General features: G+C 45.5%; 20 protein-coding genes. 1 reads left to right on the plus strand and 19 read right to left on the minus strand.

Annotated features, from left to right (window positions below):
* Nucleotide 1: 1 nt before the first annotated feature.
* The 15 genes from gltB to BMW45_RS26685 form a co-directional block, all read right to left on the minus strand.
* Entirely contained in the window at nt 2-4,561 is a 4,560-nt protein-coding gene (gltB, locus tag BMW45_RS26615) for a glutamate synthase large subunit (RefSeq protein ID WP_092250970.1), read from the minus strand.
* A 501-nt stretch (nt 4,562-5,062) separates the two neighbouring features.
* On the minus strand, nt 5,063-5,329 hold the full coding sequence (locus BMW45_RS26620; protein ID WP_025233660.1) for an HPr family phosphocarrier protein: 267 nt from the start codon (nt 5,327-5,329) through the stop codon (nt 5,063-5,065).
* 121 nt (nt 5,330-5,450) lie between these two features.
* The gene (locus BMW45_RS26625; protein ID WP_025233661.1) at nt 5,451-6,086 is read right to left on the minus strand and encodes an epoxyqueuosine reductase QueH; all 636 of its coding nucleotides are present in this window, start codon (nt 6,084-6,086) and stop codon (nt 5,451-5,453) included.
* 71 nt (nt 6,087-6,157) lie between these two features.
* Nucleotides 6,158-7,297 (minus strand): RNA polymerase sigma factor RpoD, encoded by a 1,140-nt coding sequence (gene rpoD, locus BMW45_RS26630; RefSeq protein ID WP_092250972.1) that lies wholly within the window; start codon nt 7,295-7,297, stop codon nt 6,158-6,160.
* 104 nt (nt 7,298-7,401) lie between these two features.
* Complete coding sequence (locus BMW45_RS26635) at nt 7,402-8,334, minus strand: diacylglycerol/lipid kinase family protein (RefSeq protein WP_025233663.1); 933 nt, start codon at nt 8,332-8,334, stop codon at nt 7,402-7,404.
* A gap of 4 nt (nt 8,335-8,338) precedes the next feature.
* Nucleotides 8,339-9,436: an A/G-specific adenine glycosylase gene (mutY, locus tag BMW45_RS26640; RefSeq protein WP_025233664.1), complete on the minus strand. Its 1,098-nt coding sequence runs from the start codon at nt 9,434-9,436 to the stop codon at nt 8,339-8,341.
* Complete coding sequence (locus BMW45_RS26645; protein WP_092250974.1) at nt 9,436-10,413, minus strand: biotin--[acetyl-CoA-carboxylase] ligase; 978 nt, start codon at nt 10,411-10,413, stop codon at nt 9,436-9,438. Before BMW45_RS26645 ends, mutY begins: the two co-directional genes overlap by 1 nt.
* 5 nt (nt 10,414-10,418) lie before the next feature.
* The gene (locus BMW45_RS26650) at nt 10,419-10,727 is read right to left on the minus strand and encodes a DUF6637 family protein (RefSeq protein WP_029701839.1); all 309 of its coding nucleotides are present in this window, start codon (nt 10,725-10,727) and stop codon (nt 10,419-10,421) included.
* A gap of 3 nt (nt 10,728-10,730) precedes the next feature.
* Nucleotides 10,731-11,666, minus strand: coding sequence for an ornithine carbamoyltransferase (argF, locus tag BMW45_RS26655; protein WP_092250976.1), 936 nt, complete (start codon nt 11,664-11,666; stop codon nt 10,731-10,733).
* A gap of 159 nt (nt 11,667-11,825) precedes the next feature.
* Nucleotides 11,826-12,998: a patatin-like phospholipase family protein gene (locus BMW45_RS26660; protein WP_092250978.1), complete on the minus strand. Its 1,173-nt coding sequence runs from the start codon at nt 12,996-12,998 to the stop codon at nt 11,826-11,828.
* A 198-nt stretch (nt 12,999-13,196) separates the two neighbouring features.
* Complete coding sequence (locus BMW45_RS26665; RefSeq protein WP_092250980.1) at nt 13,197-14,135, minus strand: SPFH domain-containing protein; 939 nt, start codon at nt 14,133-14,135, stop codon at nt 13,197-13,199.
* A 1-nt stretch (nt 14,136) separates the two neighbouring features.
* The gene (locus tag BMW45_RS26670) at nt 14,137-14,577 is read right to left on the minus strand and encodes an NfeD family protein (RefSeq protein WP_025233670.1); all 441 of its coding nucleotides are present in this window, start codon (nt 14,575-14,577) and stop codon (nt 14,137-14,139) included.
* A 227-nt stretch (nt 14,578-14,804) separates the two neighbouring features.
* A complete protein-coding gene (locus tag BMW45_RS26675; RefSeq protein WP_092250982.1) occupies nt 14,805-15,584 on the minus strand; it encodes a TrmH family RNA methyltransferase in 780 nt (259 codons plus the stop codon).
* 14 nt (nt 15,585-15,598) lie between these two features.
* Nucleotides 15,599-17,509 (minus strand): NAD(+) synthase, encoded by a 1,911-nt coding sequence (locus BMW45_RS26680; protein ID WP_092250984.1) that lies wholly within the window; start codon nt 17,507-17,509, stop codon nt 15,599-15,601.
* Between the two features lie 16 nt (nt 17,510-17,525).
* On the minus strand, nt 17,526-18,884 hold the full coding sequence (locus BMW45_RS26685; RefSeq protein ID WP_207649160.1) for an MATE family efflux transporter: 1,359 nt from the start codon (nt 18,882-18,884) through the stop codon (nt 17,526-17,528).
* Between the two features lie 167 nt (nt 18,885-19,051).
* Between BMW45_RS26685 and BMW45_RS26690 the strand changes: the two genes are divergently transcribed.
* Nucleotides 19,052-19,492, plus strand: coding sequence for an RrF2 family transcriptional regulator (locus BMW45_RS26690; protein WP_092250985.1), 441 nt, complete (start codon nt 19,052-19,054; stop codon nt 19,490-19,492).
* Between the two features lie 79 nt (nt 19,493-19,571).
* Here BMW45_RS26690 and BMW45_RS28295 read toward each other — a convergent pair whose 3' ends face one another.
* From BMW45_RS28295 to BMW45_RS26710, 4 genes are all read right to left on the minus strand, one after another.
* On the minus strand, nt 19,572-20,843 hold the full coding sequence (locus BMW45_RS28295; RefSeq protein ID WP_092250987.1) for an HD-GYP domain-containing protein: 1,272 nt from the start codon (nt 20,841-20,843) through the stop codon (nt 19,572-19,574).
* Entirely contained in the window at nt 20,840-21,661 is an 822-nt protein-coding gene (locus BMW45_RS26700) for an oxygen-binding di-iron domain-containing protein (RefSeq protein ID WP_092250989.1), read from the minus strand. The genes BMW45_RS28295 and BMW45_RS26700 overlap by 4 nt, the downstream gene beginning before the upstream one ends.
* 251 nt (nt 21,662-21,912) lie before the next feature.
* A complete protein-coding gene (locus BMW45_RS26705; protein ID WP_092250991.1) occupies nt 21,913-23,280 on the minus strand; it encodes a sodium-dependent transporter in 1,368 nt (455 codons plus the stop codon).
* A 182-nt stretch (nt 23,281-23,462) separates the two neighbouring features.
* Nucleotides 23,463-25,829, minus strand: coding sequence for a ribonucleoside triphosphate reductase (locus BMW45_RS26710; RefSeq protein ID WP_092250993.1), 2,367 nt, complete (start codon nt 25,827-25,829; stop codon nt 23,463-23,465).
* Between the last annotated feature and the right edge of the window lie 78 nt (nt 25,830-25,907).

Below are 25,907 nucleotides of genomic sequence, written 5' to 3' on the forward strand. Positions count from 1 at the left end.
CTTACTTTTTTGTGTTTGCATAAAATGCTTCAATCTGTGCCTGTTCGCTGCTTAACCCTTTTTCCTCCATCTGAACGATGGTGTTCAGCATGCGTCTGTAATCATGAGGCATGACCTTCTTAAACTTAGGAAGATACTCTCCGAAGTTATCAAGAATCTCTTTTCCTTTAGCGGAATTGGTGTAAGCCACATGTTCTTTAATCATGTCTTTTAATTCAAGAACATCATATTTATTGGAGACCTCTTCAAAGGAAACCATTTCCTTATTAAGCCTCTTATATAAATCTCTCTTTTCATCCAGAACATAGGCGATGCCGCCGCTCATACCGGCAGCAAAATTCTTGCCGGTGGGGCCCAGCACCACCACACGCCCGCCTGTCATGTATTCACAGCCATGGTCTCCCACGCCTTCCACAACAGCGGTCGCACCAGAGTTCCGTACGCAGAAACGTTCGCCTGCGATCCCGCAGATGAATGCCTTTCCGTTTGTAGCGCCGTATAAGGCCACATTTCCGATGATAATGTTATCCTCGGCCTTAAATTTAACGCCCTGAGGCGGATAGACCACCAGCTTGCCGCCGGAAAGTCCTTTTCCAAAATAATCGTTGCTGTCGCCCACCAGCTCTAAAGTAAGGCCTTTTGGTATAAAGGCTCCAAAGCTCTGACCGCCGCTGCCCGTACAGTTGATGGTAAAGGTATCCTCCAAAAGCCCATCCGGATAAAGTCTGGTAATTTCCGAGCCAAATATGGTACCCAGGGCCCGATCCGTATTGGAAATATCGATATGAAGGCTCTTTTTCTGACCGGCCCGCAGAGCATCTCTTAATTTCTTAAGGATGATCTTCTCATCCATGGTTTTCTCCAGTTCAAAATCATACACCTGCTTCTTATCGTATCCTAAAAGCTTCTGCCCTGCATAGGAATTTCCCAAGATAGCGGAAAAATCCACCTTTCCGGCTCTTTCAGAAGGAATACTGGCTTTCTTCTTTAACAAATCCGTCCTTCCCACAAGTTCATCAACGGTGTGGATACCAAGCTTTGCCATATATTCCCGAAGCTCTTTGGCAATAAAATTCATGAAGTTGATTACGTGCTCCGGTTTTCCCTTAAAGCGCTTCCTCAGCTCCGGATTCTGGGTAGCAATGCCCACCGGGCAAGTATCCAGATTACAGACTCTCATCATGACACAACCCATGGTCACAAGAGGGGCTGTAGCAAAACCGAACTCCTCAGCACCCAGTGCACAGGCAATGGCAACATCCCGCCCCGTCATCAGCTTCCCGTCTGTCTCCAGGATCACCTTATCCCTTAACCCATTCATAATCAGAGTCTGATGGGCCTCCGCTACACCAAGTTCCCATGGAAGCCCTGCATTATAAATGGAGTTTCTCGGAGCCGCTCCGGTTCCGCCGTCAAAGGCGGAAATGAGGATTACTTGTGCACCTGCCTTTGCAACACCGGCGGCGACTGTACCCACACCTGCCTCAGAAACCAGTTTTACGGAGATTCTGGCATTGGTATTGGAATTTTTCAAGTCATAAATCAGCTGGGCCAGATCCTCAATGGAATAGATATCATGGTGAGGCGGCGGGGAAATAAGGCCTACTCCAGTAGTGGAATGCCTGGTTTTGGCAACCCATGGATATACCTTTCCGCCTGGAAGCTGACCTCCTTCTCCCGGCTTCGCTCCCTGGGCCATTTTAATCTGGATTTCTTTGGCACTGACCAGATACCTTGAGGTTACGCCAAAGCGCCCGGAAGCAACCTGCTTAATGGCAGAACACCGGTTTACGCCGTCCGGACCTGTGGTCAGACGCTCCAGGCTTTCGCCACCCTCACCACTGTTGGATTTTCCATGAATCCGGTTCATGGCAATCGCCAGGGTTTCATGGGCTTCCTGGGAAATGGATCCGTAGGACATAGCTCCCGTTTTAAACCGTTTAACTATGGATTCTTCGCTTTCTACCTCTTCCAAAGGTATTTCCTTTGTCTTGGAGTAATCAAAGTCCAAAAGACTTCTTAAATTAACCGTCTGCCCCTCTTCTGTCAAGGCATGGGTATATTCTTTGAAAGTTTCGTAGCTCCCGGTCCTGGCCGCTTCCTGTAAAAGATGGATGGTAAGAGGATTGTATAAATGTTCCTCTTGCCCTGCCCTCTCCTTATGGCTTCCCACACTGTCCAGGGTTAAATCCACGTCAAGGCCAAGGGGATCAAAGGCAGCTGAGTGAAGGACATCCACATCATTGGCTATGTCATCCAGGGTGATGCCTCCCACTCTGCTCACCGTATCTGTAAAATATTTGTCAATCACTTTCTTTGAAATGCCGATTGCCTCAAAAATCTGGGCTCCCTGGTAGGACTGTATGGTAGATATCCCCATCTTGGAAGCAATTTTTACGATGCCATGTAGAACTGCCGCATTATAATCCTCTACGGCTGCATAATAATCTTTATCCAGCATGCCCTTTTCAATGAGGGAACGGATGGATTCCTGGGCCAGGTAGGGGTTAATGGCACAGGCTCCATATCCCAGCAAGGTGGCAAAGTGATGTACTTCTCTTGGCTCTCCGCTTTCCAGTATAAGCGCCACAGAAGTCCTCTTTTTTGTTTTTACCAGATGCTGCTGCAAAGCCGATACCGCAAGCAGGGAAGGGATGGGCAAATGGTTTTCGTCAATATCCCGGTCAGACAAAATGATGATATTCGCGCCATCATGGTGAGCCCGGTCTACTTCCAGAAACAGCCTGTCAATTGCTTTTTCCAGGGAAGTATTTTTATAGTAGGTAACGGGAATCACTTCTACCTTAAAGCCAGGCTTCTTCATATTTTTAATTTTCAGCAGGTCCGTACAGGTAAGAATGGGATTATTGACCTTCAGGATCTTGCAGTTTTCCGCCGTCTCCTCCAGGATATTTCCTTCCTCACCCACATAAACCGTAGTAGATGTAACGATCTCTTCCCGGATGGAGTCAATGGGCGGATTGGTAACCTGGGCAAAGAGCTGTTTGAAATAGTTAAACAGAGGCTGCTGCTTTTTGCTTAATACCGCCAGAGGACTGTCTGCTCCCATGGCAGAAACTGCTTCCGCACCGTTTAAGGCCATGGGAAGGATCATGGTTTTGTATTCCTCATAGGTATAACCATAAGTCTTCTGCAGCTTTGCCCTTTCCTCTCTGTTCATAGCAGGAACCCCTATATTGGGGATGGGCAGCTTTCTCAGCTCAATTAGATTGGAATCCAGCCATTCCCCATAAGGCTGGCGGGCCGCATAATATTCTTTCAGCTCCTCATCGCTGACCAGGCATCCCTTAACTGTATCAATGAGAAGCATCTTGCCTGGACGAAGGCGCTCTTTTCTCACCACATGGCTCTGCTCAATATCAATGGCGCCTACCTCAGAAGCCAGGATCATCTGGTCCTCATCGGTAATGTAATATCTGGACGGACGAAGGCCATTGCGGTCCAGTACGGCCCCAACCAGGTCGCCGTCACTGAATACGATGGAAGCCGGTCCATCCCAGGGTTCCATCATGGTTGCATAGTAACGGTAAAAATCCTTGATTTCCTGAGGCATGGATTTGTCATGCTCCCAAGGTGCAGGAATGGTCACCATGACAGAAAGTGGAAGATCCATTCCGCTCATCATCATAAATTCCAGCGCATTATCAAGCATGGCAGAATCGGAACCTTCCTGGTTAATGATTGGAAGGACCTTATGCATGTCATACCGGAAATACTCGGACTCCATATTCTCTTCCCTGGCCATCATCTTATCCACATTTCCGCGAATGGTATTGATCTCACCATTATGAACAATAAGGCGGTTGGGATGGGCTCTCATCCAGCTGGGGTTTGTATTGGTACTGAACCTGGAATGAACCACTGCAATGGCAGATTCATAATCCTTATCCTGGAGGTCCGGAAAAAATTTCCTAAGTTCCTTCACCAGAAACATACCCTTATATACAATGGTTCTGCTGCTTAAGGAAACCACATAGGTATTGTCGTTGCTCTGTTCAAAAATCCGCCTTGATACATAAAGTTTCCGGTCAAACTCCAATCCTCTGGCCGTATCAGCTGGCTTTTTTACAAAGCCCTGGGCTATGCATGGCATACAGTCCACAGCTTTGGCGCCGATCAGCTCCGGATGAATGGGCACATCTCTCCAGCCAGTAAATTCAAGTCCCTCTTTCTTTACAATGATCTCAAACATCTTTTTGGCTTGATTTCTGGCAAGCTCGTCCTGAGGAAAGAAAAACATGCCAACACCATATTCCCTCTCCTCACCAAGCTCAATGCCCAGAGGCTTTGTTACCTTTTTAAAAAACTTATGGGAGATCTGAAGCATGATTCCAACTCCGTCTCCTGTCTTTCCTTCCGCATCCTTTCCTGCACGGTGTTCCAGGTTCTCTACGATATGGAGAGCCTGATCCACGGTCCTGTGACTCTTCACGCCTTTTATGTTGGCCACGGCTCCGATGCCGCAGTTATCATGCTCAAAGCGGGGATCATATAGGCCCGGCAACTCCTTTTTATTAGGGGATTGTAAACCTTTATCCATAATCTCTTCCTTTCCTCTCTCTTGCCCATGCTAATTGGGCATAATGGTATGCCCCTTGGTTATGGTGGTTGTCCAGAAGGCGTTTCTTTTTCTAGCCCAAGTTTTATGAGCATCCCTGATTACTTCCTCTTCTTTTGTGATGCCAATGAGTAACAGTAAATTTTTAGTTGATAATACTACATTTTTATCTCCTTGTAAACGAGTTTTATTCTTATATTTTCAGATAATTCGACTTTAATATAAATTTAAAATTATATTCTCACAATTCAGGTATCTATCAATATTTTTTCTCCTTAAATAACACAACTCATCGTCCTTTTAAGAATCCTGGTACAAACTTCTAATTATATGAAGTTTTCACTTTCAATCGTTAAGTCTGCATTTCATATTCAAAACTTTCAAACTGCTTTCCCTCATAATCCCACCCTTTTTTACACAGAAAAAGCCCCGGGAATTTCTTCCCAGGGCTTATACAAACTTTTTTCAAAAAATAAAACTGAATTACATTTCTCCAAGTCCGCTTTCAATTGCTTCCGTCATGGTTTTCATTGCAGCTGCCTCATCTTCGCCTTCACAGATTAATTTGATCTCTGTTCCACACTTAATTCCGGCTGCCATAACGTTTAACACGCTCTTTGCTACGATTCTCTTCTCTCCATATTCGATGATTACATCGGATTTAAATTTCATTGCTGTCTGAGAAAGAACTCCTGCTGGTCTTAAATGAAGTCCTGATGGATTTACTACGGTCAGTGTTTTTGATAACATATTTTTATCTCCTTTATCCTCAATTTTTTATACTCCTTGCAGTTAATTTTATAACAATATCCAATTTGTGTCAAGACAAACCAGTATGTCTTTTTACATAATTTACAAAGCATTTTCCTGTCTAAGAAATTTCCGAAAGCTCCTGCGTTTCTTTCTGGGAATAGTTACAGCCGCAGTAATCCTGCCTGTATAGACCGTATTTCTCAGAAAGCTCTACAGAACGCTTAAATCCATTTTTTTTCTTGAAATCAGAGGGAAGATAAGCAACACGATACTCCTTTGCAAGCTTCTCACCGATCTCATTGAGCTTTTCCGCATTCTTTAAAGGGCTTATGGACAGAGTGGTGGTGAAATAATCGAAGCGCCCGGCCTGAGCAACCTTTGCAGCCTCCTGGAGGCGTAGTTCATAGCATTTAAAACATCTGGCGCCGCCTTCCGGCTCCCTTTCAAGACCTCTCACAATCCGGTGAAATTCTTCCGGTTCATAAGCTCCTGTTTCCAAAGTTACAGGATGAATAAAATCCATAGATGCAATGAGCCTTTCCTGCTCTTTCACCCGTCTTTTGTATTCCATCGGCTGATCTATATTGGGATTATAGAAATACACAGTTATTTCAAAATAGCGGGATAAATATTCCAGCACATAACTGCTGCAAGGCGCACAACAGCTGTGTAAAAGCAGCCTGGGAACCTTTCCCTGTTCCTCTAATCCTGCAATGATCTGATCCAATTCCTTCTGATAATTCCTCTGGTTCATGGTAGCTCCTTCCCTGCTGTTTTCAAAAGCACAAAAAGGCGTCTGCAGCAGCCTGCAACGCCTCTTGTTTCCTATAGGAAATCCCTGATCCTTTTACTGCGAACAGGATTTCTTAGCTTTCTAAGAGCCTTCGCTTCTATCTGCCTGATACGCTCCCGGGTAACATTAAACTCTTTTCCAACTTCTTCCAAAGTACGGGGATGGCCATCCTCTAATCCAAATCTGAGTACGATCACCTGACGTTCTCTCTCCTTTAAATCTCCAAGAAGAGCATCAATGTGCTCTCTCAGCATAACGGATTCTACGTTACCTTCCGGAGTCACAACATTATTATCAGCCACGAAATCTCCCAGGTTGGAATCATCTTCCTCACCAATAGGAGTTTCAAGGGATGCAGGTTCTCTGGCGATCTGCATGATCTCCATAACCTTATCTTCTGTCATGTCAAGAGCTTCCGCCAGTTCTGAAACAGACGGCTCATATCCAAGCTCAAGAGTCAGCTTTCTCTGCATCTTAGACATCTTATTAATCGTTTCCACCATATGCACAGGCACACGGATTGTTCTGGCCTGGTCTGCAAGGGCTCTGGTTACAGACTGGCGTATCCACCAGGTAGCATATGTACTTAATTTATAACCTTTGGTATAATCAAATTTTTCCACGCCTTTAATAAGGCCTAAATTTCCTTCCTGAACCAAATCAAGGAAACTCATTCCACGGCCTGTATAACGCTTTGCTATGCTGACTACAAGGCGAAGGTTTGCTTCGATCAAGCGCTCTTTGGCATCATCATCACCATCCGCTTTTCTCTTAGCAAGGCGCAGTTCTTCCTCTGCATTCAAAAGTGGCACCGTGCCAATTTCCTTCAGGTACATGCGGACAGGGTCTTCCGTTCCGATGCCGTCCAGCAAGTCAATGGCGTCAAGATCAATATCTTCTTCATCCATTTCCTTAAAGCCGTCATCAAGATCATCATCCAAAAGCAGGTCGTCTGACATGAGCACATCATCAGTTAAAACGGAATCGTCAATGACCGGGATCACGTCTACGCCGCGATTCTCCAGGTACGTATAAATCTGATCCATCTGCTCTGTTGTCAGTTCTTCCCCCATAAAGAAGTTATTAATCTCCGTTACGTCCAACGCATTTTGCTTCGTTTTTGCAAGTTCGACCAGTTTTCCAAGCTTATCTAAAAAATTATCCTTTTCCACTTAATAACGTCCTTTCGCTAAGAGGTATACATAAAGCCCACACAACTTTTCATTATATACTACCGGAATCCATATTTCAACATATTTCTGTCAAAATAGCAGTTTTATTGCTTTTTCGGCGTTTTTCTCATAATACGGATTCTTTTCTTTAAATTTATGATATTTACTTCCCTCCTGGTCCCGCCGAATTCCCCATCTAATACCCAGTCAATAGGCTCTTTTGAGAGAATTTTCAAAGACCTTGTCCGAAATTTATGGACGTATTCATTTGGTTCTTCCTTCAAAAACATGTAATTAATGATGTTGGTCAAATCCAGAGGAGTTTTGGGTGTTCGTATCAACAGCACTTCAAATTCACCGTCGTCAAGAGCCACATCCTGAGTCACAAGCCCTTTAAAACCCCCGACGCTCATGGTATTGGTAATCATGCCGAAAATAAACTCCCCCTCCAGTATCATTTCCTCTTTCTTGCCCACGCCCTCAGGACACTCTCCACACTCAATCCGCATCTCATAGGACTGTATGGAAGCCAGGCTCTTCATTCCTTCCAGCATATACGCCTGATGCCCCAGGACATTCTTCTTATCCTGAGGGGTTAAATAAGAAACCTCTGTAAAGGCCCCGAACGCTGCAATATACACAAAGTGCCTGTCCCCGCAGAAACAGCCGATATCAATGGGAAAAGGCTCGCCAAAAACAGCCGCTTCCGCCGCTTTTACCATGCTTTTGGAAATCTTTAAGCTGGAAGCAAAATCATTGGTGGAACCGGCAGGGATATATCCCAGGTTTGGGATATTATCCAATTTCATGAGACCGCTTATGGTTTCATTCAAAGTCCCGTCTCCTCCGCTGCACACAACCAGATCAACACTTTCCCCGTATGCTGCAGCAGCCTCCATTGCATCACCTGTCCGCTGTGTCACATGAACCAACAATTCATAGCCGGCCTTTGCAAAAATATCCAGGATATCCATCAGCTTATTCCTGATCTGAGCCTTCCCGGAACGCGGATTAAATATAAATAGAATCTTTTTCATTATATCACCTGATCAATTTTGTATACGTCTTAAATGCACCTGGCAGGGAATAAGTTTTTTTTAAGTCTTCCGCAGTAACCCATAAAAAATCTCCATTGGGCCGTTCTCCAAGTTCAATCCGAAATCCTATCATATGCCATTCCACATGGCTGAATACATGCTTTGCAGCAGGAAGAGGCGTTATTTTGGCCTCCTCTACTCCCAGCCTGGCAAGCAGCGCTTCCTCTTCTAAATGCCCCTCCACATTTGGGAACTCATAAAGAGAAGCCAAAAGCCCTGTATCATCCCGCCTGCGGATGGCAACCCGTCCATCCTGCCACAGGAGCATTACCGTCTTATCCTCCGCCCTGCGGGCCTTTTTAGGCGTTTTCACCGGAATCTCACCGGTAAGGTCCTTGATTCTTGCAATGCAGATGGAAGCCAGGGGACATTGGCTGCACAGGGGCGAACCGTTTGGCACGCAGACAATCGCTCCGATTTCAATGAGGCCCTGATTATAAGAGCTGGCAGCCTGTTCTGGCATTACTGCCTTTAATTCCTCTTCCATACGGCTTTTGACTGCCTGCTTTAATATGTCTTCCCTGCTGCCTGTTACTCTGGAAACAACCCGCAAAACATTGCCGTCAACCGCCGGGACCGGAATGCCAAAAGCGATGGACGCAATCGCACCTGCGGTGTAAGACCCGATCCCCGGAAGCTTTTTAAGCTCCTCGTAGGATGCCGGAAGCTCTCCGCCATACTGCTCTACAAGAAGCTCTGCTGTTTTCTTTAGATTTTTTGCCCTGCTGTAATATCCAAGCCCCTCCCAGAGTTTCAGTAACCGGTCTTCCGGCACTGCCGCCAGATCATTGATTCCTGGTAAGGCCTCCATAAAGCGCTGGAAATAAGGTTTTACAGCCTCCACTCTGGTCTGTTGGAGCATGATTTCCGATATCCATACCCGGTATGGTTCCGGCTTGTCCCTCCATGGAAGGGCCCTGGCATGCTCCCTGTACCAGGATAAAAGCGGGCGTTCCATGGCCTTTAAACGCTCTCTGGCGCCCAGTTCTTTTTCCTGAGGTTCTAAAACCTGTAATTGATCATAAAGCGAATGGTTCTTCATTACACATATCCATAGATTCCCCGGACAGATACCTCTCCGGAGATCACATGTTTTACCTCTCCCGGCTGTACTTCCACAAGAAGCTCTCCCTTTTCATTAATTCCCAGGGCCACGCCAGTATAATCACCTGATCTGTCCAGAATTCTTACTTCCTTTCCCGTATTGACCATATGCTTATTATAGACACTTATCAGCCCGGATAAATCACCCTGGCTGATAAATTCTTCATAATATTGTTCAAATGCCTCCATAATAGCGGCAACCAACCGGCTTCTTCTCACCTTTTCTCCTGTTTCCAGAAGCAGGGAGGTGGCCATCTGACTTACTTCTTCCGGAAATTCTTCCATATTGACGTTGATACCGATCCCCACTACGACATAATGGATTCCTTCCAGTTCGGCGCTCATTTCTGTCAAAATACCGCATATTTTTTTCCCATTTGCCACAATATCATTCGGCCACTTAATGCCGGTATCAAGGCCCGTAACGTCTTTTATCCCGTCATAGACCGCCAGGGCGGCTACCAGTGTAATCATGGAAGCGGAAGCTGGAAGAATATCCGGCCTTAGGATCAAGCTCATAAATATGTTCTTCCCGGATGGGGACACCCAGGCGCGGCCTCTTCTGCCCCGCCCAGCGCTCTGGCAGTCAGACACAACAAGGGTTCCACTGGAAGCTCCTTCTTCTGCCAGACGCCTGGCCCTTATGTTAGTGGAATCAATGACCTCGTGGTATTCCACGTCCCGGCCAAATTTCCCTTTGATACAGCTTTTAATCTCCGTTTTCGTCATTATATCACAAGAACCGATGAAATGATACCCTTTATTTCGAACCGCTTCAATTTGATATCCCTCTTCTTCAAGCTGGCGGATGGCTTTCCAAATGGCCGTCCTGGAAACCCCAAAGCGGCCGCACAGCTCCTGCCCGGATAAGTAGCCGTCACTCTCCTTAAGCAGCTTAAGAATCTCAGTTTTCATTGATATCACCTCCACCAGATGCTCACCGCACTGATTACAGTAAGGGCGATAAGAAGAAATCCGAACATAAGGACAGCAATGCCTGCCGCCTTCTTCTTTTTCTCTCTGCCGCTAAGCCTGATTTTATAAATCCCGTTGATCAGATTAAGCATGCCGGCCAGAAAAAATATTGCCGGGAACAGAAACATATGATCTTCCGGATTTAAAAATGATATGACAGCCAATGTTACAATCAGGATTCCTACTACAATATGGAGGACATCCACAATCATGGAAGCGTTTCTTAGGCTTCTTCCTCGTTCTTGTATATACATGTTCTACTCTCCTAACGTTGCCACCATTACCGCCTTAATAGTGTGCATTCTGTTTTCTGCTTCATCAAATACCACAGATGCGCCGGATTCAAAGACATCCTCTGTTACTTCATTTCCTTTGACGGCCGGCAGGCAGTGCATAAATATGGTAGTATCTTTCCCTGTTTTTTCCATCAGATCCTTATTCACCTGATATGGTTTTAAAAGTGTAATACGCTGGGCAGCCTTGTCCTCTTCTCCCATGGAGCACCATACATCGGTATAAATGGTATCTGCATCTTTAACCGCATCCGTATCCTCTGTCAGAGTGATGGTACTTCCGCTTTCACCGGCATAACCTTGGCATAATTCAACCAACTCATTATTAGGCCAAAGGCTCTTAGGTGCCAGGATGGTAAAATGAACACCCATCTTGCTCATACCGATCATCAGGCTGTTCGCCATGTTATTACGTCCATCCCCTGCGTATACGAACCGGAGTCCCTTTAAATATCCGAAATGTTCTTTCATCGTAAGAAGGTCTGCCAGTATCTGTGTTGGATGATAATCATCAGTCAGCCCGTTCCACACCGGAACACCTGCATATTTAGCCAGATCTTCCACGGTCTTATGCTTAAATCCGCGGAATTCGATTCCGTCAAATACCCTTCCCAAAACTCTTGCCGTATCCTCCACGCTTTCCTTATGTCCAAGCTGAATATCATCTTTTCCTAAATATTCCGGGTGTGCGCCTTCATCAACCGCAGCGACCACAAAAGAACATCTGGTGCGGGTTGACGGCTTTTCAAAAATAAGAGCAATGTTTTTCCCCTTAAGGGAGTTCCCTGTGATCCCCTGTTTTTTCTTGGCTTTTAAATCAGCGGCTAAGTCCAGCAGGTATCCAATCTCTTCCGGTGAATAATCCTTTAATGTGATAAAATTTCTTCCTTTTAAGTTCATATTGCATCCTCCGCTTTTCTATTTGTATTTTTATACGTTATTATAGTGTATCTCGCATAGTTATGCAATACTTTTTTTATTTTTGTATATTAATGCATTAAGGGTATATACCTGCTGATCCAATTTATTTATAAAAAAGGGGTGAAAGTTGTTTTTCTCTCAGACTATATCCCCCTGTCGCGGCGTTTTCACCTTGTCAAGGGACCGCAGCTTCTTTCTGATCTCCTCCATGAGCTGATCCACTGTATAAATCCGAAAGCGTTTGACTTTCAAACGTTTTGCCAGATCTTCCAACAGGCCTAAGTACATATCCTTGTAATCCCAGTCCTCCTTCAGCTTAAATTCCACAGCAAGCCTGGGGAATATCTTTTCCGTAAAGGCACGGTAACCCGTCAGGGCTGCCATTCCCTCTTCATTAAGCGTATCCTGCATATATATTTTAAAAAGCTCCACTTCCGACATCATCTTATCAAAATAGTAGGGTTCGTTATATGGTGCATCAATATAATAGATACGCCCGCAAAGGCCATATAAGAACCTTTTTGCATCAAAATATCCCAAAGTCATATTTTTTCTCGTCTGTTTTTTATTAAACGCCAGGATTCCCCCAAGGTCCTGCCTGGGTGCTATGTGATACACATGGATCCCTTCCGGAATCTCAGTCACCCGTTCTTTGTCATACCCCAGACCATAGATGCGGATCACAATGATGTCTTCATACCCATGATCAAGAAGAACATTAATGGGGACATTGTTGACTCCACCACCATCCATATACCGCTTTCCGCCCAGCTTTTCATTTTTAAAAGCCAGGAAGTAAGCGCTGGCTAGCAGCATATCCTTGATGGATCCTGCATCGCTTTTTATAATATCCTCAGCTATTTCCTTCCTGTCTGAAACCGAATAAGTTACGGTATAAAGTTCTCTGTCAGAGTTTCTGAGCTTTTCCTCATCTCCCACCACTTCTTCAATGAGACTTTTCAGAGGAGTGATATCAAATCCACCATCCTTTACGATCTGCAGTCCGCTGCTTATCAGTTCCTGTAGATTTAAGGACTTGAAATCCTTTTCCTTTAACGCCTTTATGGTTTCATCGTTTACCGACATGACATGAGAGTACTCAATGTTCTTCCATATCTCTTCCGCCCGTTCCAGATCATCCATGCAGATAAGAGCGCCGTTTAAGGAGCCAACGGAAACACCTGCAACTCCCTTTATCTTTACTCCTTCTTCCCTCAGAGCCTTCCAGGCACCGATCTGGTAAGCTCCCTTGGCCCCTCCTCCTTCAAGCACCAGTCCATACTCTCTGCCTAAATCCAGTTTCAGTTCCATAAGCCCTCCTTTTAGACTATCTAAGGAAACACCCTGCAGGTTTACCTCTATGCCCAACAAACATGGGCAGAATAAAGAAATTATGCCAAAAACGCAGCAAGAGGGCATCTGCCCCCTGCTGCGATGTGTTTAAATGGAAGTCCGGCTGTTGCCGTCATAAAGGATATCCTCTGTGGATATCGCGGCAATCATGAAAAATTATTCCACCGGATTCTTAGCGATCTCGGTAATGGAAGTAACCAGCCCGGCCATGTTCTGAATATCGGAAGGGATAATGATTTTGGTAGCCTTGCCGTCAGCAACCGCCTTAAATGCCTCCAGGCTCTTAATGACTAAAACCGAATGATCCGCACCAGCATCCTTAATCATACGTATTCCATCCGCATTGGCCTGCTGGATCTTTAAGGTAGCTTCTGCCTGGCCTTCTGCCTCACGGATCCGTTTTTCCTTTTCTGCCTCTGCATGAAGGATTGCAGCCTGCTTTTCAGCTTCCGCATCAAGGATTGCAGATTCCTTCTTTCCTTCCGCAACAAGAATGGTGGATGTCTTCTCTCCTTCTGCCCTTAAGATAGCTTCACGGCGTTCACGCTCTGCTTTCATCTGCTTCTCCATGGCATCCTGAATGGCTGCCGGAGGCATGATATTCTTAAGCTCCACACGGTTTACCTTGATTCCCCACGGGTCAGTAGCAATATCAAGGGTCTCTCTCATCTTTGCGTTGATGGTCTCTCTAGAAGTCAACGTCTGATCCAGCTCCAGATCACCGATGATGTTACGAAGGGTCGTAGCCGTCAGATTCTCAATGGCCATGATGGGATTCTCAACACCGTAAGCATAAAGCTTCGGGTCTGTTATCTGAAAAAATATGACCGTGTCGATTCTCATAGTAACGTTATCCTTTGTGATAACCGGCTGAGGCGGGAAGTCTGCCACCTGCTCTTTTAAATTGACCCTTTTAGCCACACGGTCAATAATTGGCATCTTAATATGAACGCCTACGGACCATGTCTCCATGAATGCTCCCAAGCGTTCTACGACCAGAGCCTGTGCCTGGGGAACGATCCTGATACAAGTTGACAATAAAGCCAGAATAACAATCAATATAATAATAACTGCTGTAAATCCTACAACTCCCATTCTATGATTCCTCCTTATTCATACTCACAATTAGTTTTACGCCTCTGATTTCCTTTACTTCCACGATAGCACCTACGGGGTATATGCTGTCTTCCTCCAGCGCTCTGGCCGTCCATTCCTGTCCGTTTAGGATCGCCGCGCCTTTACCCTCCACGTTGTTGATTGTGGCCGTTACCCTGGCATGTTTTCCAATGAGGCTATCCATATTGGTCTTTACCGTGTTCTGATTAACATACTTTAAGGCAAAAGGCCTTGTAAAGAATAAAAGAATAAAAGATACAATAACAAACAACGCCAGCTGCACCTGAATATTTATTCCAAACAGTGCCAGCACAAATGCAACCAATGCTCCTCCCGCAAACCAGATGGTTGTCAGGGCCATGGTCGCCGCTTCAATTCCAAGAAGCACTACAAATACAATAAGCCAATAGACTGCTGCCATCTTATCATTCCCCTTCCCTGCCATTGTAGGCAAAGCTGCCCGGCAAATCTATCTGTTGACGTACGCTATAGTTCGGCCACTTCATTCATAATGCGGCAGATAGTACATATTTCTGAAAGACGCATGTAAATGTATGACGAACTACTACTATCATACTATATGTTCCGGTATTTCTCAATATTTTCTCAATATTTCCGCCTTTAAAAAGCCTTACAATTTTCTAACGGCTACATCCGACGCTGTCTGGCAGCTTCAAACATCAATACAGAGGCCGCAACCGCCGCGTTTAAGGATTCTACCTTCCCTTTCATGGGGATCTTTACATAAGCATCCGCCAGCGCTGCCGTTTCATCTGTCAGGCCGTTTGCTTCATTTCCCACTAAAAACCCTGTATCAACAGTATAATCCTCTTTTTCATAATTATTCCTGCCATCTAAATGTGCCGCATACAGTCTGACCCCGCCAGCTTTTAAGGCCTTTAAAGAAGCCGTAAGGTCTTTCGTATAAACAAATGGAACACGAAAAACAGATCCCATGGTGGAGCGGATTACCTTTGGATTATAAACGTCCGCCGTAGTATCACTCATGAGCACGCCGGTGATTCCAGCCCCTTCCCCGGCCCTGAGAATCGTTCCAAGATTCCCCGGGTCCTGAATGTTTTCCAATATCATTAGAAACGAAGGACCAGGTGCAGCCAGCAAGTCCTCCTCCTTGCAGGCATACTGCCTTACAATGGCTAAAATCCCCTGAGGCGTCTGGGTATCTGACATGACCTTAAACACATCCTCCGAAACAACCTCGTACTTCACTTCTGACAAAAGCTTTTTATGGGCTTCATCCTTTAAAAAACCTTCCGATACAAAAACGCTGTCAATCCTGTCCACCGGAATTTCCTTAAACATACGAAGGCCTTCCGCTACAAAGAGGCCGTTTAAATTTCTGACTTTGGCTTTCTTTGATAAGTTCATCACCTGTTTCACCCTTGCATTGGCACTACTGGTTATCATAATGTACCTCTCTTTTATAAATTTTCCAGTTCTTCCAGCCACAGGCGGCTTACGGCATCACTTGGCATGCGTAAATCTCCCCTTGGGGATACTGCCACCGAACCAACCTTAGGTCCATCAGGCATGCAGGAACGCTTAAACTGCTGGCTGAAAAATCTGCGGTAAAATACCTTTAACCATTTTAAAATGACTTCCTTCTCATAATTTCCTGTAAAAGCGTAGACCGCCATGCGGTAAACCTTCTCCGGCCGGCAGCCGAACCTTAAGATCTGGTACAGGAAGAAATCGTGAAGTTCATAGGGGCCTACCAGGTCCTCTGTCTTCTGGGCAATTTCTCCATCCTGAGGCGGAAGAAGTTCCGGACTTACAGGCGTGTCCAAAACATCAAGAAGCACACCGCTTAAAGCCTCTTCCCCGCAGGTATCCGCATAGTAGTGTACCAGATGGCGCACCAGGGTCTTTGGCACTGATGCATTGACTCCGTACATGGACATATGGTCGCCGTTATAGGTCGCCCAGCCTAGAGCTAACTCAGACATATCACCCGTTCCTATGACCATTCCATTCAGCTTGTTTGCCATATCCATTAGCACCTGCGTCCTCTCCCTGGCCTGGGAGTTTTCATAGGTTACATCGTGAACATCCTCACTATGTCCAATATCCCGGAAATGAAGGCTTACGGCTTCCCTGATATTCACCTCTATAAGCTCAGCTCCAAGGGTTTGGGTCAGGGTGCAGGCATTCTGATAAGTCCGGTCCGTTGTTCCGAAACAGGGCATGGTCACCGCATGGATCTGATTTCTGGGGATTTCCAGCATATCAAAGGCCCGGACTGTCACAAGAAGGGCAAGGGTGGAATCTAAGCCTCCGGAAATTCCTATCACTGCATGCTTGCAGCCTGTATGGGCAAGCCTCTTTTTTAAGCCCATAGCCTGTATGGAGAGAATTTCCTCACATCTTCTGTTCCTCTCCTTCGCATTATCCGGGACAAAGGGCCTTGGATCAATAAATCTATTTAAGTCCAGTTCCTTTTTCTTCATTTTAAAAGAAACCACCGTATAATTCGTATGGTCGGCCTGGGGAAAGGTGGTCATCCGCCGCCTTTCGTGAATCAGCCTCTCCAAATCCATATCCCCGTAAATGGTCTCATTTCCAAAACGTTTGGATTCTGCAAGCAAAGCACCGTTTTCTGCTATCAGGTTCTGACCTCCAAACACCAGATCCTGAGTGGATTCTCCCTCTCCTGCGTTGGCATAGATAAAACCACATACCAGACTGGCAGAATGTCCCGTGATAAGGCTTCTCCGGTAAATATCCTTACCCGTTGTCTCATCGCTGGCAGAACAGTTTACAATCACCGTTGCTCCGGCGGTAGCATGACGGATGGACGGAGGGTTTGGAACCCATGCATCCTCGCAGATCTCCGCTGCCACGACAAGCTGGGGAATGTCCTCACATGCGAAAAGAATATTGGCTCCCATGGGAATCAGTTCATCTTCCCATTTTACCATCACCGGTATTTCGTTTCCCGGCTGGAAATAACGCAGTTCATAAAACTCTGAATAATTGGGCAGATTCGTCTTTGGTACGATTCCAAGAATCCTTCCGTTTTGTATGGCAACAGCCGTATTATATAACTTTCCTCCCCATTCCCAGGGCATTCCTATAAAGCATAGAAGATCGTTGCCTTCCGTTGCCTTTAAGATCTCTTTAAGCTCCTTTTGGGCCTTTCTTAACAGGGCATCCTGCCCGAATAAATCGCCGCAGGTATAGGCTGTCAGGCAAAGCTCCGGAAACACCATGAGTTTTGCCTGCCTTTTAATTCCCTCTTTTATCTGCTCACAAATCCGCTCCCTGTTAAATTCCGGGTCTGCTACCTTTACGTCAGGGGTTGCCGCGGCAACCCGGATATATCCATGTTTCATCTCATTTATCTCCTATCTATTCATTGCTTCCATTTGGTATCCACTTGGCCTTTATGCTGTAAACACAGTCCATCAGCATGGTTGTAATCCATGTTATAGGATAACACCACATCACCGCTCCAAAACTGGGGAAAAATGGCACCAGCAGATTAATATAGATCATACGCAGCACACACATGTTTCCCACGCCGATAAGCATGGAAACCATTGTCCGCCCGCTGCCCCGGATACTGCCCATTAAAATCTGGTGAATGGCTATGGTCCAGTAAAAAGGAAGCAGTATCAGCATGGTGGAATACCCATAGGCAATAACTTCTTCATCCGGTGAAAAGATTTTAAGGATATGTTCTGCATTCAGATACAAAATTACTGAAATGAATGCCGTATACGCCATACTTATGGCAATGCCCTGAAACACCCCCTGCTTTACCCGTTTTGGCTTTTTCGCTCCTATATTCTGTCCGGTAAAGGTGGTAGCTGCCATACAGAAACTTTGAAGGGGAAGCATGGCAAATCCGTCAATTTTGCTGTAAGCGCCGAATCCCGCCATAGCGGCAGAGCCAAAGCTGTTGACATTTGCCTGAACAATGACATTGGACAGGGAAATAATAGACTGCTGGATGCCGCTTGGAATGCCAAGCTTTAAAATACGCACCATCATCCTCCTGTCTATTCTGATTTTCCCTGGAAAAAGTTGGTAAATATCGTCTGTTTTAACCAATGCCCATACGATCAGAACTGAAGATACTGCCTGGGCAATCACTGTTGCATACCCCACTCCAGCTGTTCCCATGCCAAAGACCACCACAAAAACCAGATCCAGGACGATATTTATCACAGAAGACACGCAAAGATAATAAAGAGGCCTTTTGGAATCTCCCACTGCCCTTAAAATTCCTGCTCCCATATTATATACAAGATTAAACAGAGAACCGCAGAAAAATATTCTTAAATACGCTACAGAACTGGGCATGACCTTTTCCGGCGTTCCCATCCAGCTTAAAATCAAAGGTGACATAAGCACCCCTAATACGATAAGGATCAGGCCTCCAATCAGACTTAATGCCATGCTGGTGTGAACCGCCCAGTGAAGCTTCTTTTCATCCCTTGCCCCATAATACTGGGATATGATGACTCCTGCACCTGTGCCGATTCCCATAAACATGCCAATGATCAGATTGATCAGAGAGTTGCTTGAACCTACGGCAGCCAGGGCATCACTTCCGATAAAATTGCCAACTACCACGGAGTCCACGGTATTATAAAGCTGCTGAAATAAGTTTCCGGCCAGAAGAGGCACAGAAAAAGCAAGGAGCTGTTTCCAGATTTCGCCTTCCGTCATGATAATCTGGTTTGTACTTTGCCTTTTTTTCACAAATTTCCTCCCTTCTTTTCCCAATTCCCCAATGAATATTAGTATACATCCATTTTCATAAATTGGGAAGCCGGATAATTTGAGGTTTACTTTCCAGGTGGTTTCGTGTACAATATTTTTATATCCTACTAAACAGATAAGAATAATTAGGAAGGGGATTTTTTACCATGAAATTTTCTACCAAGGGACGCTACGCCCTTCGTATGATGCTTGAATTTGCACTTCATCCGGGCGAATGCACAAAAATCAATCAGGTGGCGGAACGCCAGGAAATATCGGATAAATATCTGGAACAGATTGTCACCATCTTAAGCAGGGCCGGGTACGTGAAAAGCAGAAGGGGCGCCCAGGGCGGTTATTACCTGACAAAGGATCCTTCGGAGTATACGGTCGGCATGATCCTGCGCCTTGCAGAAGGAAGTCTGGTTCCCGTAACATGTCTGGAAGATGAAGTCAACCCCTGCAGCCGTTCCCATAATTGTGCCACACTCATGGTATGGAAAAAGCTGGATCATGCGATTTCCGATGTGGTAGACAGCATTACCCTGGCAGATTTGGTGGAAGAACAAAAAAGACTGGATGGCCAGGCCAATTATTACGAAATCTAAACAATGGCATATAAAAGTTCGTGTTCTCCTAATGCAAAGGAAAACACGGACTTTTTATAACTTAAATGCATTCAGCCTTTTATTCCTTACCGGCTAAAGTCCCATCGAATATATCACGGAAAGAGGAATCATTTTCAAGGAAAAGATCTACTAAAAGAGGATCGAAATGACTGCCTCTTCCCTGGGTAATAATCCCCAGACTTTTTTCGTGGGAATAACTCTCTTTATATACGCGTTTTGAACGAAGCGCGTCATACACATCCGCCAAAGCCATGATACGCGCTGATATTGGAATCTCTTCCCTTTTAAGCCCCTTTGGGTATCCGCTCCCATCCCATTTTTCATGATGACAAAGTGTAATTTCCTTACCGACTTTGATGAATGCACTTCCTGTATCCTTCTTTTCAATGCTGGCCAGGGTCTGATATCCGATGGTGGTATGAGTTTTCATGATTTCAAATTCCTCCGGCGTCAATTTGCCGGGCTTTAGCAAAACCCCATCCGGAATTCCCACCTTTCCTATGTCGTGCAAAGGGCTGGCCTGGGAGATACCGTCTATAAAGGCCCGGTCTATTTCCTCCCGATGGGCCCCCATTTCCCAAAGCTTTTCCGCGAGGAGGCGGCAATATTGTGACGTTCTGACAATATGCTCTCCTGTCTCATCATCCCTGGACTCCGAAAGCTTTACTAATGCATGGATCGTAGCCATCTGAGAAGCGGATACCTCCGCCACCTTTTTCTGTACCAGATCTTCTAAATGATGATTATATTCCTCCAGCTTTTCCTCGATCGCTTTTGCACTGGTGATGTCCTGGATCGTGCCATGGACTTTGGTAAACATTCCACCAGAATCCTTTGATCCCACAAATCGGATCTGAACCCATTTGATCCGGCCTCCCTCCATCAGCAGACGGAACCGGTATTCAGCAGGCACCATTCCGTTTTGCATATCATGATAAATTTGATTCACCAGTTTTTTATCATCGGGATAAACCTTTTGAAAATAAACCATCAGATCCGGTTCTACGGACTGGTCAGTCTCCAGTATTCTGTACATGGTGTCCGACCACCATAGCTTCTTTGTGCCAAGGCTCAGTTCCCAGTTTCCTATTAGTGCTATTTCCTGGGCTTCCCGGCGGGAAGCGTCACTTTTCTCCAATTCCCTCCTCTTTATTTCCAGCTGTTTTGACACGTCTACATACCGCTCCATGATCTCCGAGACCAGTTCGGTATAAGTCTGGTTATCCACCTGTTTTACAAAATGATCAAGTAGGGCTTTTACATATTCATCCGAACCCGGCTGTTCCAATACGATTCTTTGTCCCAGCAGGGCTGCGTCTGTCCGCCTCAATTTTCTTCCTCCTCAAGAAAATAGTCGATCCCTACATTGGTCAATTCTTTCAGCTGTCTGATTACGGCTTCCTGAGCCGCAGGAGTATCAAGAATACTTCCATGTTGAGGTGCGATCAAGGAAATATCCAGTTCCTCTATCCGTTCAAGAGCATACTGCAGCGCCTTTTTAGATGGCATAATCCGCTGGTGAAAGTCCAGAATGCCCTTTATCTGGCATGCTTTCCGGGTGATAGGGCAGATTTCAAAGGGTGTACAGTCCCTGCATTCCGCGCCGATCCTAGTATATAAATCCCAGTTGTAATCGTAGCTTCCGAAAATATCACTGCTGAATAATGTTTTCGTCTTCACATCATAAGTAATGAAGCTGCCCGGTGAATGGGAATAAGGCGTCCTGATAAATTCAAGACGCCTGCCGCTTGCAAATTCAAAATGAAATCCTAATTGTTCAATGCACTTCTTCGGTGTACTCATGGAATAATAATTGATGAAAATATTGTTTTCATGATGAGAGATGATTTTTAAATCTTCGCTGTTAATGAGCGTTTCTATATGGGGAATATTACCGCATAAATCCGGATCATAGTGCTGGTAAATCAGGCAGCTGATCTTGCCAGGACTGATTCCCGTTCGCATAACTTTCAACATAACTGTACTGAAATCATCCCGGCTTCCGCTGTCGATGAGCACTGCCTCATCACCGTCCACGATTAGGTAAGGATTACAGTGAAGACCTGCACTTTCGTCAAAAAAGCCCACCCAGTAAATCCCCTCAGCAATTTCGACATACTCTTTATAATTCAAATCCTGCTTATTCATTTGTATTGTCCTCCAATATGTAATTGGCTGCGTTCCCTTCCATTTATGGCATGCTATAGGCACATGAATTCTGCCATGAAAATACTGCATGATATGTCATAATATACCATATTTATTTTTACAAGTCTATTTCTTCCAGCCTGCCGTTTAAAATAATCAGATCTGATCCCGCAAGGCAAGATAGCAGAACAAAGACCCGCAGGGTTTGGCCTGCGGGCCTCTGTTCTGAAATACGGTGTGTATTTTTCCTATTAAAAGAATTTAGCCACATAGCCCTGGATAAAGATCACCAGAACAATGACAGGAAGAACATACGTTACATAAGCCCTTGCCCATCTGGGGAACCGGATTCCCTTTCCTTCATTGGCTTCCTTCATGAAATTCTCAAATCCCCAGCCATATCTGGAGGTACAGAAGGCCAGGTAAATCAGGCTTCCTAAGGGAAGTAAGTTATTGCTGATAATAAAGTCTTCCAAGTCCAGCACATTGCTTCCCTCGCCAAAGGGCATAAATCCGCTCCACACATTAAATCCCAGCACACAGGGCAGGGACAAAAGGATAATGGCAGCTGCATTCAGCCACACCGCTTTTTTTACGGTGCATCCGGTCAAATCTGTGGCAAAAGATACGATATTCTGGAAAACTGCAATTACCGTGGAAATAGCTGCAAATGACATAAAAAGGAAGAACAGACTTCCTAACAGCCTTCCGCCTGCCATGTTGTTAAATACGTTGGGCAGAGTCACAAAGACCAGCTTTGGCCCCTGGCCTGGCTCGATCTGAAATGCAAAGCAGGCAGGGAAAATAATAAGTCCCGCCATAAAAGCCACAAAGGTATCCAAAATAGCCACACTGATGGCTTCTCCAGCCAGCCTGTGTTCCTTGCCAATGTAGCTTCCAAAGATGGCAAGAGCGCCGATCCCAATGCTTAAAGTGAAAAAAGCCTGTCCCATGGCAGCGAATATGACCTCGCCGATTCCTGCTTCCCTGATCTTGCCGAAATCAGGCTTTAAGTAAAATTCCAGTCCTGCCCTGCTGTTTTCCATGAGCACCGAATGAACGGCCAGTATGGCCATTAGGCCCAAAAGGCATAACATCATCCATTTTGTAATCTTTTCCACGCCGCCCTGAAGCCCTCTGGCACAGATAGAAAAGCAGCCGACCACCATAATGATCATAAATATACCCATGATAACAGGATCCGCCAGCATGTTCTCAAACTCTCCAGCTACTCCTTCCGCATCAAGGCCCACAAAATCTCCCTTTGCCATCTTAAGAAAATATAAAACCATCCAGCCGGAAACCGTGGTATAAAACATCATAAGAATGTAATTTCCCGCCATTCCCAGATACTTGGCATAATGCCATTTGCTGCCCTTTGGCTCCAGCACATCATAGGACAAAGCAATGCTCTTCTGGCTGGCACGTCCCACGGCAAACTCCATTGCCACAATAGGCAGCCCCAAAATAAGCAGAAACACTGCATAAATCAAAACAAAAGCCGCTCCTCCATACTGACCCACAATATATGGAAAACGCCAGACGTTTCCAAGGCCAATGGCACATCCCGCTGAGATCAGGATAAATCCCAGACGTGATGAAAATTTTTCTCTTCCCATCTTTCTAAGCTCCTCTTCAGTCACATTTCTCTGCCATATTTCCAAACGAGGCCCGCTATTCTCATATTCCGGCGGCCCTTCTTTTTGCTTGAAATGACAAAAGATTCCATGCCATTATAGCATGGAATCTTTTTACTGACTACCATATCTTAATGATGGACTGATGGAGGAAGGGATCTCTTTCAGCAGATCGTGCTTTCCGCAAACTTTCTGATTTCAGAAGCATTGGTGATCTTCTGGATCTGATCGTTCTTTATAACCACCAGAGTAGGTGCCTGCATAATCCCAAACCTTGTGGCAAGCTCTGCATTTTCCTCTGCATCTACTACTTCATAATCCATGTTTTGTAAAAACTGTTTTGCCATCCGGCAATTCGGGCAGGTCTTAGTCGTAAAGAGATATGTCCCGGCCGGGATCCCAGCCTTTTTCACCGATGCCTTATCCTGGTTATCCAAAGCAGCTCCTTTTTTCAGTACAGAGCGGACAGGGTCGTATGTTGTCCGGTTCTTGTATTCCTGGGTTTTACCCTCATTCCAGTTCTGCACCGGCCGATAGTATCCGGTGATCCGGCTGTATACCTCAGCCTTTTTTCCACAGACCGGGCATACATTATGCTCGCCGGAAAGATATCCGTGCTCCGCACAAATGGAATAGGTTGGCGACAATGTATAATAAGGCAGCTTGTAATTCTCCGCAATGGTGTGCACCAGCTTTGCCGCAGCTTCCCAGTCAGGAAGCTTCTCTCCCAGAAACGCATGGAATACGGTTCCTGAAGTATAGAGGGTCTGCAGCTCATCCTGAATATCAAGCGCGTCAAAGATATCTGCCGTATAATCCACAGGAAGGTGGGAGCTGTTGGTATAATAAGGGGTATCTCCCGGGGTTCCGGCTGTGATGATATCCGGATAATGCTTCTTGTCATGCTTTGCCAGACGGTATGTGGTGGACTCTGCCGGGGTTGCCTCCAGATTGTATAAATCTCCGTAGATTTCCTGGTAATCGGACAGCCTTTCCCGCATGTGATTTAACACATCCTTTGTAAACTGTCTGGTTTTTTCATTCGTCATATCCTGACCCAGCCACTTGGCATTTAAGCCAACTTCGTTCATACCGATCAGGCCAATGGTGGAAAAGTGATTTGCAAAGCTGCCCAGATAGCGTTTCGTATAAGGATAGAGTCCCTGATTCAAAAGTTTTGTTATAACTTCCCGCTTGGTCTTTAATGACCGGGCTGAAATATCCATCATATGATCCAGGCGCTTGTAGAAATCAGCCTCATTATAGGAAAGGTAAGCGATTCTTGGCATGTTGATGGTCACAACACCCACGGAACCGGTGCTTTCGCCGGAGCCGAAGAATCCGCCGGTTTTTCTTCTAAGTTCTCTTAAATCAAGGCGCAAACGGCAGCACATACTCCTTACATCGCTTGGCTCCATATCGCTGTTTATATAATTTGAAAAGTAAGGGGTACCGTATTTGGAGGTCATCTCAAACAGCAGCCGGTTATTTTCAGTATTGGACCAGTCAAAATCCCTGGTAATGGAGTAAGTAGGAATGGGATACTGGAAGCCTCGCCCATTGGCGTCTCCCTCTATCATGGTTTCAATAAAAGCCTTATTGATCATATCCATCTCAGCCTTGCAGTCTTTATACTTAAAGTCCGCTTCTTCCCCGCCAATGATTGCGTTAAGCTCTGCCATATCAGCAGGAACGGTCCAGTCCAGAGTAATATTGGAGAATGGAGCCTGAGTTCCCCAGCGGCTTGGCGTATTCACGCCATAGATAAAGGATTCAATGCATTTCTTCACTTCCCGGTAGGATAAATCATCAGCCTTTACAAAAGGAGCCAGATAAGTATCAAAAGAAGAAAAGGCCTGGGCTCCCGCCCATTCATTCTGCATGATTCCCAGGAAATTGACCATTTGGTTGCAAAGTACGGATAAATGCTTTGCAGGGGAAGAAGTGATCTTTCCCGGTATTCCGCCAAGCCCCTCAAGAAGAAGCTGCTTTAAGGACCAGCCGGCACAGTATCCGGTGAGCATGGACAAATCGTGGATATGGACATCCGCGTTCCTGTGTGCATTAGCGATCTCCTGGTCATAAATTTCAGACAGCCAGTAATTCGCCGTAACCGCACCGGAGTTGCTTAATATCAGCCCTCCAACGGAATAGGTAACAGTGGAATTTTCCTTGACACGCCAATCCTCTACCTTTACGTAGCTGTTTACCACAGCCTTGTAATCCAGAATGGTATCCTTCATATTCCGTATCTTTTCTCTCTGCTTCCTGTATAAAATATAAGCCTTCGCCACATCGGTATATCCCGCCTGCTCAAGAACGTGTTCTACACTGTCCTGAATCTGTTCTACCGCGACCTGGCCCCCTGTCATCTTTCCCTGAAAATCAGCAGTTACCCGAAGAGACAGCAGTTCCAGTATTTCATTGTTATACTCCTTTTGAGTGGCTTTAAATGCTTTTTTAATCGCTTCCGTGATTTTATTCAGACTGAATTCAGCACTTTCCCCATCTCTCTTTACCACCTGGATCATAAAACTAAACTCCTTTCCTCTGCAAAACCCCTTATGTTCCTATTTTTATCATACAGTACATTATGAAAACAAGTTTTC

The organism is Lacrimispora sphenoides (assembly GCF_900105215.1).
Classification (GTDB): Bacteria; Bacillota; Clostridia; order Lachnospirales; family Lachnospiraceae; genus Lacrimispora; species Lacrimispora sphenoides_A.